The following is a 12,959-nucleotide window of genomic DNA, read 5'->3' on the forward strand; positions in this document are numbered from 1 at the left end:
AAACCTACTGTTTATAGAAAGAATCTTTTTTAAAAGGTTTTCCTGTTCTATCTTCCAAATACTGCTTCACTTTATGTGTTGAGCTTTTCTTCCTTTTTTTAAGTGAATCTAACCTCTTCGAGGTTTTGATATTGGGTGGCATTATGGCATGCTTTGTCTCCAATGGATATTTTTCAACAATAAGGCGGGCCATTAGATAGCAAATGCTGGACTCTGCCCCCTGATTAATATTTACGTTTTCCCTCTCAAGGCCATCGTAACACCCGCCGTTTACCGGGTTGTACATAATTTGTTTAAGGTGGTTATTGCCTAAAAACCAACTGAACGCCGTATGCAGTTGTTGGGCATATTTCTTTTTTTTGGTAACCTTGTAGAAGAGGTCCAATGAAAGAATGGTGTAGGCAACCTCTATAGGTTGTTCGCCATGGAAAACACGTTGGTTCCTTTTATGGAACCAGCCATTATTGGAGATGACCTTAATCTGGCCTTTCATAAAATACTGTGACAGCAAAAAGTCGAAAGTAATTTCAGCAACTTCCCTATACCTGTTGTTATTGGTAATTAACCAAGCGTATAAAAGGGCATCGGGCAAGACACTGTTTGCATAGGTAAGGTAATCCTCAAACCATTCCCATTGGTTATCTGTACTTATATCGTAAATGCGCAAAAGCTCATCGGCCAATTTACGAGCTGTGGCGGTATAGGTTGTATCTTTATTGTTTTTTTGATAAAAGTAAAGGCCTTTTAACACAAAGCCCAGCGCCCTTGGCGATTCAAAATTTGTTACGTTTGGGATGGCTTTTTTAAAGCAGTTTTCTGCTAGTATTACTAAATATGAAGGAAGCTGTGCTGTGTTGGACAATAAATAGCCAAGTGCCCATACAGTTCTACCGTTGGAGTCTTGAAGGTTTACTTCGGTATTTTGGTTTGTGAAATTTTCGTTGTAATCCACGTAGTTGTAGAATTCCCCATTTTCTTGCTGGCAAAAAGCAATGAAGTTCAAATAAATTTCTATTAGCCGAAAAGTTTTTTCCGAAGCATCTTGTTCATAATACATTAGCATCGTGATCAGGGCCCTCGCATTATCATCAATCGTATAACCGGAGGATGTATCTGGTTCATCAAAATTTGAAAACTGGAGGATACCAAAGCCAGTGGTCATATTTTCAATATGGTCTGTTTTAATGGAAGGCAACACAAATTCTAGTGAATTTTGGTTATTTAAATATTCCTGAAAGACATCCGAATAAGATATGGCGATATTTTCCCAACTAAAGGCACGCATTTGGGTAAAGGCATTTTTGCCCATGGAGGCCCTTAAAACAGGTTGTTGTAGTAAGTCAACGATGGCATTGCTTAATTCCATAGAATCCTCAAAACCCTTCAACAAAATGCCGGTACCGGGATCCAAACACTCCCTCGAGTGGGGTATCGGGGTTGATATCACAGGGTTTCCACAACTCATAGCGTAAGCAAAAGTGCCACTTACGGCTTGGTTGGGATCCTGTGATGAAAATATATAAATATCTGAAAGGGTCAAGTATTCCAACAATATTTGGAGTTCCAAATACTCATTGATAAAGATGACATTGTTATTGAGCCCCAATTGATCAACTAGCTCCACCAGCGATTCCCTATATGTTTCGCCGCGGTTTTTAACTACCTCGGGGTGGGTCTTGCCCAATACAAGATAGAGGGTATCCGGGAATTTGTCGATCACTTTGGGAAGGGCGTGAAGCGCTGTTTCTATTCCTTTATTTTTACTGAGCAGGCCAAAAGTGGAGAGTACCATTTTATCCTGTAACCCGTACTTGCTTTTAAGGGCCTGCTTTTCTTTCCACAGGACGATGTGTGTGCCGTGTGGGATAACCCTTAGTTTGCTTTTTTCTACAAAATAATCTTTTTCCAGTATCTCGGCAGACCTATTGGTGAGTACAATAAGCTTCTCGCTGAGGTCATCCAGTGCATGTACTACTTTTATTCGCTTTAATTCCGGGTTGGGCAGCACAGTATGGAACACACAGGAGATGGGGATATTAAGGCGAAGCAGGAATGCTACCAAATGGCTACCGTATTCCCCTCCAAACAGTCCGAACTCGTGTTGCACGCAGACCATCCCAATATCCTCCCTTTCATTTAGCCTATCGGCCACGTTGAGAAAAGAATTCAGTCTTTGAGCCTCTATCCTGTATGAGACTTCTGGTGGATATTCATCAATGTCGCAACATTCATTTTCCAGTGCGCACACCTCGATGTCCACTGAAGTGCCGAAGCAGTTTTTAAGGGATGTTACAAGATCCTTTGAAAAGGTTGCGATACCGCATTGCCGGGGTGGATAGGAACAGATAAATAAAATCTTCAGTTTTTTCATGGTTTCATTGTCTTTTTGATTTCATCCAATAATTGTTTGAGGCTTACCTTGGCCACAGAAATATATTTATCTGCCGCCCCGTAATAGATATGGAGGTCATCGCCAAACAAAGCGTTTCCCGTTGGAAATACCACGTGGTTCACCACTCCTTTTAGTTCCCATTCTTTTGAAGGGGAGAATAAGGGATAGGGCAAACGCCCAATTACTTTTCTAGGGTCGTTGATATCCAGGAGCGCAGCGGCCGCATGATATGTTTTTCCGATGTTGGTTTCACAAACGCCGTGGTAGATCACCAGCCAGCCATCTTCTGTTTCCATGGGTGGGCATCCCGCTCCCAGATAATTTACTTCAAAATCGTAGAGCGGATCCATAAGGATATGATCGGTAAGGTTCTTTATATGATCTTCCCAGAATTCCTTGGTAAGGTCTTCCCACTTTTCAAATTGTGCTATTTGTATTCCCGGCCATATACGGTGGAGCATGACAAATTTCCCGTTGATTTTTTTGGGGAAGAGTACAATATCCTTGTCCCGCAACAACCTATGTTTTTCCTCTACAAGTCCTATGCTCGCAAAAAGGTTATAATAGTGATAATATTTTGGATTGAGCTTACCCTGATTGCAATGCTCTAAATGAAATTTATATTCCTTGTAATTTAAAGGTGGGGTAATGATCCCTTTTTTCTCGAAATGTTTCATGTCTTTGGAAGTCGCCAAAGCCCCCATGGCATTAATGCCATCGTATGCTGTATATGTTAAATAAAAGGTGTCTTCAATTTTAACGATACGCGCATCTTCCACGCCGTGCTTTTCATAGTCGAAATCCCGTGCTATGAATGGGCTCGTTTTCCTTTCTATAAGATCTAAATGCTCATTGGTTTTGGCATATCCAATGGTGGAATAGTTGCCATCTTCCACCGCACGGTAAAAGATATGCACCTCTTCCCCCTCCTGAAATATTCCCGGGTTGAGCACGCCGTTGTTTTCAAATTTCAATTTAGTGGGACTAAGTATGATCCCTAGTTTTTCTATTGATATTCTGGTATTAATCTGATGTATATGTTCCATATTACTACATTATTTTGGGTCTTTCCTCTTGTATTTGTCCTTTAGCCTAACAATATCGTTTTCATCAAAATTGCCAAAGGCTATTTCAAGGATGCTTACCGAAGAATCGGCTGTTTTTATTTGATGTACGGTTTCCTTTGGGATAAAAAACTCGTCCCCTTGCCGGCCAATTGTTGTTTTGTCGCCAATTACGAAACTTCCCCTTCCGTCCAGTACCCTCCAGAATTCTTCCCTGTTATGGTGAAACTGGAGGCTTAGCTCTTCGTTTGGATTGACCGTAAGTATCTTTACGGTGCTTACCTCATTATGGGTAAAGCGTTCAAAGTTTCCCCAGGGCCTTTCTTCTTTATATGTTTTCATTTTGTTTTAATAATTATAGATGTTTTTTATTAAGATCTTTTTTTAAGGGATTTGGTCATACCACCGGACAAAATTTCTTTGCCCCCCATCCCGACATGTCCTCGTATGTTTTCCAGCGCAAATTTATCAGTTCCTGGGCCACATCCAGCAGGCGTTCTGCTTCTTCAGGGTTGGTACGTGCCAAAATACGGTAGCGCAATTCATTATAGGCATAGTCCTTTAACTGTATTGTGGGCCTGGGGGAGTCAAGCACAAACGGGTTTTTACCTGCTTTTCTCAAAGTGGGGTTATAACGGATCAGAGGCCAATGCCCACAATCCACGGCCAGTTTTTGTTGGGTCATCCCTTTCTGCATATCAATTCCATGGGCTATACATTGGCTGTATGCCAATATAATTGAGGGGCCGGGATAGGCTTCGGCCTCGCGCATGGCGAGCAGGGTTTGTTGCGGGTTGGCTCCCATGGCCACCTGTGCCACGTAAACATTACCGTAAGAAATTGCCTGAAGGGCAAGGTCTTTTTTGCCCACTTTTTTTCCTCCGGCAGCAAATTTTGCAGTGGCTGCAGTTGGGGTGGCTTTAGACATCTGTCCGCCCGTATTGGAATATACTTCGGTATCCAATACCAGCACATTTACATTTTTGCCCGTTGAAAGGACATGATCCAGCCCCCCGGAGCCTATATCGTAGGCCCAACCGTCACCGCCAACCAGCCAAACACTTCGCCTCACCAGGTGGTCTGCCACCGACAACAGTTTTTCAGCTTCGTCCCGATCCATTTGGGCCAATTTTTTCTTCAGTTCGGCTACCGCTTCCCTTTGCCTGCTTATTTCAGATTCATATAGCTGATCATTGTCCAGCAGGCTCTCCGTTAGGGATCCGCCTATCTCAGGGCTTAAATGCTGCAATAACCCCCTTGCCATGGCCAGATGGTTATCAGCCGCAATCCGCATGCCCAGGCCAAATTCGGCATTGTCCTCAAACAACGAATTCGACCAGGCCGGTCCCCGGCCTTTCTTATTTACCGCCCAGGGCGTTGTGGGCTGGTTGCCTCCATAAATAGAGGAGCAGCCGGTAGCATTGGCCACAATGAGGTGCTCCCCGAACAACTGGGTAAGCACTTTGATGTAGGGGGTTTCGCCACAGCCGGCACAGGCCCCCGAAAACTCGAACAAAGGCTCCAGGAATTGCGCGCCCCGTACCGATGAAAAATCCATTTCTGCACGGTCGTTCATAGGAAGGCTTTCATAGAAGCGGATGTTTTCCCTTTCCTTTTCCAGTACAGGTACCCTGGGCCTCAGGTTGATCGCTTTGGTGCTTTCATCCTCGGGATCGGTAACAGGGCAAACTTCCACACAGAGGTTGCAGCCGGTACAATCTTCCACATATACCTGCAGCGTATAGCGTGTCTCTGGAAATCCGCGGGCATTGATGGGCGCGGACGGGAATTCCCCGGGGGCCGGTTCCAGATAGGCCTCATTATAGAATTTGGACCGGATAACGCTATGCGGGCATACAAAACTGCAATTGCCGCATTGAATACATATATCTTTTTCCCATTGGGCTACCATATCAGATAGATTTCGCTTTTCCCAGCGTGTGGTCGCACTCGGGTAGGTGCCATCGGCAGGCAGTTGGCCAACAGTAAGTTCATCACCGTCGCCACGCATCATCATGGCCGTAACCTGCTGCACAAATTCGGGTGCTTCTGCAGGTACCGTTGGAGGGAGTGGAAGATCGCCCGAAGCTTTGGCAGGCACCTTTACCTCAAACAAATTTTCCAGGGCCGCATCCACCACACGGAAATTCTGCTCGACGACAGCTTTTCCTTTTTTGGAGTAGGTCTTTTTTATTGATTCTTTAATCCTGCCTATAGCTTCCTCCTTTGGCAGTACACCCGAAAGCGCAAAAAAGCAAGCCTGCATAACGGTATTTATTTTCTCTCCCAGCCCGGCAGATTGTGCCACCCCAGACCCATTGATAACATAAAATTTGAGTTCTTTTTCTACGATCTGTTCCTGAACAGGGCGGGGAAGGCGATTCCAAACTTCATCAACACTATAGGGGCTGTTCAATAAGAAAGTGGCTCCCTGCCCCGCAAAACGGAGCATTTGCACTTTTTCGATATAGTTGAATTTATGGCAGGCAATAAAACCGGCCTCCCGAATAAGGTAAGGGGCGTTAACAGGCTCCTTGCCAAAGCGCAGATGGGAAACCGTCTGAGTTCCGGATTTTTTGGAGTCGTACACAAAATAGCCCTGGGCATATAAATCGGTTCCCTCCCCGATGATCTTAATACTGTTTTTATTGGCGCCTACCGTCCCGTCAGACCCCAGCCCAAAGAAGAGCGCACTTATCGTACCTTTGGGAATAATATCATATTCAGGATCAAAATCAATACTGGTGTGTGAGACATCATCCCTAATGCCTACCGTAAAACTATTTTTTGGGACAGGCTTTTTAAGTTCCCCGAAAACACCTTTGGCCATAGCCGGGGTAAATTCTTTGGAAGAAAGCCCGTACCGCCCACCTACAATATTGGGGAAAGTAGTGATCTGCCCCAGGCGGTAAGCCTCTGCCAAAATCGTAACTACATCCTGATAAAGGGGTTCCCCGGCAGCACCAGGTTCCTTTGTCCGGTCCAGTACTGCTATTTTTTTTACTGAAGCTGGGAGGACCTCCAGAAAATGTTTTAGGGATAAAGGATGGTAAAGCCGTACTTGCAGCACTCCCACTTTTTCCCCGGACGGGGCTATGGCTTTGACCGTTTCACGTACCACTTCGGCGCCTGAAGCCATGATTACGATCATCCTTTCGGCATCCATATCGCCATAGTATTCATATAGGTTATAATGCCGGCCGGTAAGTCTGCCAAAATCGCCCATAGCTTTTTGAACGATTCCCGGAATATCCGAATAGTAAGGATTAACGGTTTCCCTCGCCTGAAAGTACACATCGGGATTTTGGGCGGTCCCCCTTATAAAGGGGTTATCGGGGTTTAAGCTGCGTTTCCGGTGTGCATATATAAGCTTGTCATCGATCATGTCCTTTATCTGCCCATCTGTTAAAAGGCTGATCTTGTTCACTTCATGCGAAGTACGGAACCCATCGAAAAAATGCATAAAGGGCACCCTCGATTTCAATGTCGCCGCCTGGCAGATAAGGGCCATGTCATGGGCTTCCTGCACAGATGCCGAAGCGACCATGGCAAAACCGGTGGTCCTGGCGGCCATCACGTCGCTGTGGTCGCCAAAAATAGACAATGCCTGTGCAGCAAGCGACCGTGCCGCCACATGGAAGACCGTTGCCGTGAGTTCCCCCGCTATCTTGTACATATTGGGCAACATGAGCATCAACCCCTGGGAGGCGGTAAAGGTCGTGGCCAACGCCCCCGTCTGCAATGCCCCGTGAATGGTGCCTGCTGCCCCTCCCTCGCTTTGCATCTCGATCACATCGGGTATGTTGCCCCAAATATTCTTGATCCCGGCATTGGACCATTCATCGGCATGCTCGGCCATAGGGGAGGCAGGCGTGATGGGATAGATCCCACATACTTCATTAACCCGGTAAGCGACATAAGCTACGGCTTCATTGCCGTCAATGGTTACCATTTTTGTTGTTCGATCCTTTATGGTCATAGTCTTAAGTTTTTAGGTTCGGGAATCATTTCTATGGCATGGCAGGGGCATTGCTCATAACATATCGCGCAGCCGGTGCACTTATCAAAGTCATACTCATATCTCTTGCCGGGCCCCAGTTTTATGATGGCGTCTTCAGGACAGGCGGCATAACAACCATCACATTCAAAGCAATTGCCACAGGAGAGGCAGCGTTGTGATTCAAAAAGCGCTTCTTCTTCGCTTAACCCGGCCTTTATTTCATCAAAGCCTTTCAAACGCTTTTGGGCGGCAAGGGAAGCCTGCTCCTTTTGTGGGGCGCTTGTTTTATACCAAAGTTGCAGCCGTTCATGGCCCACGATTGGATGTTTGGGCGGTTTATGGTATGGAGTGGCCCGTAAAAACCCGTCTATATAACGTGCCGCTTTTTTCCCGTGCCCTATCGCCACCGTTACACTGCGCTGGCTGGGCACCATATCCCCCCCGGCAAAAATGCCTTCATGGCCGGTCATCATATCGGGCCCAACGATCACGGTTCCATCCTTATTGAATTCAATCCCGGGGATGTTTTTTAAAAACCCTGTATCGGTATCCTGTCCCACGGCCAATATGAGGGTATCGGCTTCCAGGGTTTCAAACTGCCCGGTAGGTACGGGCCGTCCTTCTTCCAAGCGCATGACCTCAACGGTGAATGTTTCTTCGTCCATCGCCTTTATAGTGCGAAGCCAGTTGATCTTTACTCCTTCTTCCAGGGCTTCTTCCGCTTCAAATTCGTGGGCCGCCATATGTCCCCGGTCCCGCCTATAGATAATAATAGCTTCGGTGGCCCCCATCCGCTTTGCCGTACGGGCGGCATCCATGGCCGTGTTGCCCCCGCCATAAATAGCGACCCTTCGTCCTATTTTTGGTTTTTCACCCTCTTCCACCTGTTTTAAAAAGGCGATAGCATCCAAAAATTTTCCAGCATCCATGCCAGGGATATCGATTTTTTTTGAAAGATGGGCACCCACAGCGATGAAGACGGCATCAAAATCACCGGCCTTTTTTTCTTCCAGTACATTTTCAACTTTATGGTTGAGCACAATCTTTAGCCCCATATTCTTGATACGCTCTACTTCATGGTCCAGAATATTTCGCGGAAGCCGGTATGCGGGGATCCCAAAATGCATCATACCGCCCGCCATGGGCCCGGCTTCATGGATTTCAACACTATGCCCCAACCGGGTAAGATGGTAGGCCGTAGACAGTCCGCTTGGCCCGGCCCCCACCACCAGCACCCGTTTGCCCCCCGGGTTTTTATCAAATTCAACTTTCCAGTTTTTCCTGATGGCCTCATCGCCCACAAAACGTTCTATGGCATGGATACTTACCGGACTGTCTATGAAGGTGCGGTTACAGCTATCTTCACACGGGTGGTAACATGCACGCCCCATTACGGCGGGCATGGGGTTATCTTCCATAATTACCCGCCAGGCTTCTTCAAATTTTTTGTCCTGCGCCAGTGCCAGCCATGACTGTATGTTTTCGCCGGCAGGGCAGGCATGGTTACATGGTGGGAGCAAATCTACATAAACCGGGCGCTGCTGCCTATCGGGCCCGGTGCCCATTCCATGGTCCTTAAGGTTGGCGGGCGAGGTTATATCTTTATATTTCCGTTCCATAATTTTAAGATTATTTTAATTTGCTGAAATTTTTTAATGTTGATTTTGATCTATGAAAACTGTTGCGATTTTAATGCTTTTTTTACCGTGATCAGTTCATTGATCCCTTTTATGTCCACAATGCCTATAACCTCCCCGTCCTCCAATACCGGGGCAAGTGAAAAGTTGTTGGCCAGTAGCTTTTGATATACTTCCTGTAAAGGCATATCGGGAGGAAGTATGATGTAATCTTTTCGCATCACGTTTGATACGGGGGAATACTTTTCATATTCGGACAAGCCCTTAATAAGTTCCTTCCGTGTCAGGATACCTTGTGCCTGGTCGTTTTGCATGACCACAAAGCCTTGTTCCAGGGTGTTTTGAAACAGTTTCATTGCCATTTCCAGGCTTTCCGAGGGCAATAAACGGGTATATTGTTGAATCAAAACATCCCTTGCCGAATACCCAAGGAGTATAGATTTGGTGCTTTCCTGCATCGCTTCGGCCCCGGCCCCCAGATAGATAAAAAGGCCGATGAAGACCAGCCAGAAGTTGGTAAAGAACCCCAGGAACACAAATACGATCGCCAAAAACTGACCTATCCCCGCGGCTATCTTGGTAGCCCGTAGCTTGTCCATGTAAAAAGCCAATGATGCACGCAGTACCCTCCCGCCATCCATAGGGAAAGCAGGAATAAGGTTAAAAGCCGCAAGGATTACATTGGCGGCCATAAGGTTAAACCAAAAATCGCCCCCCTCCATATGGTCTATTTCTGAAATGGGTATGAGCTTACCGGAAGAAGCCAGAAAAAAGTAAAGGACCCCTGCTATGACCACATTTACCGCCGGGCCTGCCAGGGCCACGGCCAGTTCCTGGGCAGGTTTGTCTGGCATTTTATCCAGGCTGGCCACGCCCCCAATTGGATAGAGCGTAATATCGCGGGTGGGAATGCCATATTTTTTGGCTGCCAATGCATGGCCGAACTCATGCAGGACCACGCAGGCAAACAAAGCCAGAATAAAGAGGGCACCTGCCAGCCCTTCTGTCCATCCATGCCCCTTTTGGAAGTGTAACATGAATATCCACCCGATGATGATCCAGAAAGTCCAATGGATAAAGACCTTGATATTGTCATAACTTCCCATATATAATGACCATTTTTTCATGTCTGTTCAATTTTAAGGGTTTTTAATATGTATGCCGGCACTGTCACTAAACCGTATCCGAACAAGCCAAGCAGGAAAACAAACCTGTGACCAGGGAGGTACAAGAGCAGTCGGGACAGAATTAACCCAAAGGATATGGTCGCTGCCCTAAGCAGGAATATGATTGGTATGTTAGCTATATATCTATTCATTTTTCTGTCGTTTTTCAATCCTGTTTATCCAATCCTGTTTATCGCGATCCTTCATCAAAAAAATCCCCTACCGCTTTCCAAACCTCAAACGGTTCTTTTAGAAAGAGCTGGTGGTCGCCATCCTGCACTCGTATTAGTTTTGCCCGGGTAAAGGGCCTTGCAAATTTTTCCACGTTTACGAAGGGCGCCACTTTATCGTTTGTACCCTGGATAAAGAGGATTTTTCGGTCGCGTATGTTCCTGGTAAGGGTATAGAGATCCGATTTCAGAATTACCTCGTCCAACGAATTATAATAGCTCTGCCAGGTATGCTTTCTCGAGTCCCTAAAAACATCATTGGTCAAATTTTTAGGCTTGAACCATTGGACAATATATAATGGGTGGAGCATACAGAGCAGTCTTCCATGGGGGCCTACGGCAAACTTCTCAAAAAAAGGATCGCCGGACATCTGTTCCGAAAATTGGTCCCTGCTTTCAAAAACAGGAAGGCCTATGACAGTAGCCCCGGCAAACCAGTCGGGGTAATTTGCAAAGAGTGCCAGGGAAATTACGGCGCCCATGGAGTGCCCTGCAATTAAGGTATTTCCATCGTTAAACCCTTCTTTGGCAATAATGGTTTCAAGTGCCTGCAACTGGGTTTGTAGCGAATAGTCGCTTTGGGGTTTGGGAGAATCGCCGAAGCCCAATAAATCAACTAACAGAAGCCTGTACTTTCCGGTAACTTGCCCTAAATCCTTTTTCCAATAGTTTTTGGTGCCTGCCAAACCATGGATCAGGACTATGTTCCTTTCTCCCGAGCCCACTATTTCATAGTTCAACGGCATGGTTTCCGGTTCATATTCCGGAGCTAAAGCGACCGTTAGGTATTGATATCCCGCTACCGAGATTAACAATACCAAAACCACCAATACTGCCAAAAAAATCCTTTTTACTATTTTCGTCATTGCGTACTATATTATCTTATATCGAACCTGTCGTGTATTTTTGTTTCAGCTGCTTGTTCTTCATGATGTGTTACATTAGGCCCAAGGGCGTCGTCATGATCCCAGAAGAAAACCGGCTTTTTTAATCGTAATATCCCATTAAAAGGACTTGGCGAAATCTCCTGGAGTTTTTCATAATTGACGGGATAGAGCGGGTTTTGACTTGTATCGGTCAGTTCGTTCAGGTTTTTCACGATAGTCGTCCCAGCGCGTGCTTGTCGCAATGTCAAATTCCCTGAAAACAGCACCGGCATTTTTAGCTTCAGAGCCGGGCAACCCGTCAAATAAAAGTTTCCAAGCCCTGCCATGCAAACTGGCGGTTTGGGTGAGCACCCCATCGAGATCGCATAAAATGGTATCTATCTTTTTCTTCATCATCCAGGGTTTATGTTTTTTGGATTTGGAAGGGCGCAATTTTTGGCTTCCATGTAAATGGAGGCGATATTTCCGAATTTGAACCCCAGTTCTTCCTTGCACCATTGCAGTAGTTCCGGCTGTTGCGAACAGGTGGTGTGCCTTATGGCTTTCTCCAGTTCTTTTTTTAACAGTATCTCGTCAAATTCCACCTTTTTCAGGATGGCTTTATAATATTCCAGTGTTTTCATTTGTTATTTATTTTAAAATGTTGGATAGTCTGCCATATAAAATCAGATCCTTGCAGAAAGAACTGATGGTCGCCTTCGGGGGAAATCACGAAATGGACATTGGTAAATACTTCTGATAAGCTTATGGCATTTTCGATAGGTGCTGTGGTGTCTTTTTTTCCGTGAAGGAAGAGCACTTCTTTGTCTTTAACACCATTTGCAATGTCAAATAGATCTGTATTAAGGATTATCTCATTAAGGGAATAGTAAAAGCTTTGCCAATTGTGTTTTTTTGAATCTTCAAAAACATCATCCGTAAAATTATCCGGTTTAAACGGTTTAAATACGTGCGTCATGGAAATAGGATGTACCATACAGATGTATTTGCCCAGCTTGCTTGCTAAAATTCTATCGAAAAAGGAATGAGTGGACATAATTTGTTTAAATCCCTCTGCATTTTTGTAAACAGGGATACCAATAAAAATTCCTGCCTTGAACCAAGTTGGTTGTTTTTCCAATAGTGCCAATGAAATTATGGCGCCCATAGAATGCCCGCCAATAATGGTTTTCCCATCATTGAAACCTTCTTTTTCGAGTATTTTTTCAAGGGATTCCAACTGTAAGGAAAGGGAATACGTACAATTAGGTTTTGGCGAATCACCAAACCCAAGAAGATCTATTAAAAGCAGGGAATGTGTTTTGGTGATTTTTTCCAAATTTCGTTTCCAATAATTCAACGATCCTGTCAAGCCGTGAAGCAAAACAAGTTTCCTTTCCCCGGTCCCCACTATTTCATAGTTCAAAAGCATTGTACCGGGATCATAGGCAGGCTGTTGGGCAATTTTGTAATTTTGATAGCCTGCAACCAAAGCTGCCGGAAGGATAAAAAGAGCCAATAATAAGACGATTGATGTCATTTTAAAAATTTTATATTTTTGAATTTATGGCTAACTGCTGTTTAAAACGATATGCTTTTACCTT

The 12,959-nt window shown here is 45.3% G+C and carries 10 protein-coding genes; all 10 read right to left on the reverse strand.

What is annotated here, in order from left to right; genetic code table 11:
• Positions 1-4 precede the first annotated feature (4 nt).
• Positions 5-2,371 carry a glycosyltransferase gene (locus tag JM83_RS18415; RefSeq protein WP_144963541.1) on the reverse strand — a complete coding sequence of 789 codons (2,367 nt, stop codon included), beginning with the start codon at positions 2,369-2,371 and terminating at the stop codon, positions 5-7.
• Positions 2,368-3,438 (reverse strand): pesticidal protein Cry7Aa, encoded by a 1,071-nt coding sequence (locus tag JM83_RS18420; protein WP_144963542.1) that lies wholly within the window; start codon positions 3,436-3,438, stop codon positions 2,368-2,370. The genes JM83_RS18415 and JM83_RS18420 overlap by 4 nt, the downstream gene beginning before the upstream one ends.
• A gap of 9 nt (positions 3,439-3,447) precedes the next feature.
• Complete coding sequence (locus tag JM83_RS18425; RefSeq protein ID WP_144963543.1) at positions 3,448-3,798, reverse strand: phosphomannose isomerase type II C-terminal cupin domain; 351 nt, start codon at positions 3,796-3,798, stop codon at positions 3,448-3,450.
• 55 nt (positions 3,799-3,853) lie between these two features.
• A complete protein-coding gene (gene nifJ / locus JM83_RS18430; RefSeq protein ID WP_144963544.1) occupies positions 3,854-7,435 on the reverse strand; it encodes a pyruvate:ferredoxin (flavodoxin) oxidoreductase in 3,582 nt (1,193 codons plus the stop codon).
• Entirely contained in the window at positions 7,432-9,075 is a 1,644-nt protein-coding gene (locus JM83_RS18435; protein ID WP_144963545.1) for an NAD(P)-binding protein, read from the reverse strand. The genes nifJ and JM83_RS18435 overlap by 4 nt, the downstream gene beginning before the upstream one ends.
• Before the next feature lie 50 nt (positions 9,076-9,125).
• The gene (locus tag JM83_RS18440) at positions 9,126-10,220 is read right to left on the reverse strand and encodes a site-2 protease family protein (RefSeq protein WP_144963546.1); all 1,095 of its coding nucleotides are present in this window, start codon (positions 10,218-10,220) and stop codon (positions 9,126-9,128) included.
• 229 nt (positions 10,221-10,449) lie between these two features.
• On the reverse strand, positions 10,450-11,355 hold the full coding sequence (locus JM83_RS18445) for an alpha/beta fold hydrolase (RefSeq protein ID WP_144963547.1): 906 nt from the start codon (positions 11,353-11,355) through the stop codon (positions 10,450-10,452).
• Positions 11,356-11,366: 11 nt separating this feature from the next.
• Entirely contained in the window at positions 11,367-11,702 is a 336-nt protein-coding gene (locus JM83_RS18450) for a hypothetical protein (RefSeq protein WP_144963548.1), read from the reverse strand.
• A 66-nt stretch (positions 11,703-11,768) separates the two neighbouring features.
• The gene (locus tag JM83_RS18455) at positions 11,769-11,999 is read right to left on the reverse strand and encodes a hypothetical protein (protein WP_144963549.1); all 231 of its coding nucleotides are present in this window, start codon (positions 11,997-11,999) and stop codon (positions 11,769-11,771) included.
• Positions 11,996-12,895, reverse strand: a complete 900-nt coding sequence (locus JM83_RS18460; RefSeq protein WP_144963550.1) for an alpha/beta fold hydrolase — start codon at positions 12,893-12,895, stop codon at positions 11,996-11,998. Before JM83_RS18460 ends, JM83_RS18455 begins: the two co-directional genes overlap by 4 nt.
• Positions 12,896-12,959 lie beyond the last annotated feature (64 nt).

The organism is Gillisia sp. Hel_I_86, from assembly GCF_007827275.1.
Lineage (GTDB): Bacteria > Bacteroidota > Bacteroidia > Flavobacteriales > Flavobacteriaceae > Gillisia.

Excerpts from the sequence above, each read along its gene's own strand:
- JM83_RS18415 (WP_144963541.1), bottom strand. The coding sequence starts at position 2,371 with ATGAAAAAACTGAAGATTTTATTTATCTGTTCCTATCCACCCCGGCAA.
- JM83_RS18420 (WP_144963542.1), bottom strand. The coding sequence starts at position 3,438 with ATGGAACATATACATCAGATTAATACCAGAATATCAATAGAAAAACTA.
- JM83_RS18425 (WP_144963543.1), bottom strand. The coding sequence starts at position 3,798 with ATGAAAACATATAAAGAAGAAAGGCCCTGGGGAAACTTTGAACGCTTT.
- nifJ (WP_144963544.1), bottom strand. The coding sequence starts at position 7,435 with ATGACCATAAAGGATCGAACAACAAAAATGGTAACCATTGACGGCAAT.
- JM83_RS18435 (WP_144963545.1), bottom strand. The coding sequence starts at position 9,075 with ATGGAACGGAAATATAAAGATATAACCTCGCCCGCCAACCTTAAGGAC.
- JM83_RS18440 (WP_144963546.1), bottom strand. The coding sequence starts at position 10,220 with ATGAAAAAATGGTCATTATATATGGGAAGTTATGACAATATCAAGGTC.
- JM83_RS18445 (WP_144963547.1), bottom strand. The coding sequence starts at position 11,355 with ATGACGAAAATAGTAAAAAGGATTTTTTTGGCAGTATTGGTGGTTTTG.
- JM83_RS18450 (WP_144963548.1), bottom strand. The coding sequence starts at position 11,702 with ATGGCAGGGCTTGGAAACTTTTATTTGACGGGTTGCCCGGCTCTGAAG.
- JM83_RS18455 (WP_144963549.1), bottom strand. The coding sequence starts at position 11,999 with ATGAAAACACTGGAATATTATAAAGCCATCCTGAAAAAGGTGGAATTT.
- JM83_RS18460 (WP_144963550.1), bottom strand. The coding sequence starts at position 12,895 with ATGACATCAATCGTCTTATTATTGGCTCTTTTTATCCTTCCGGCAGCT.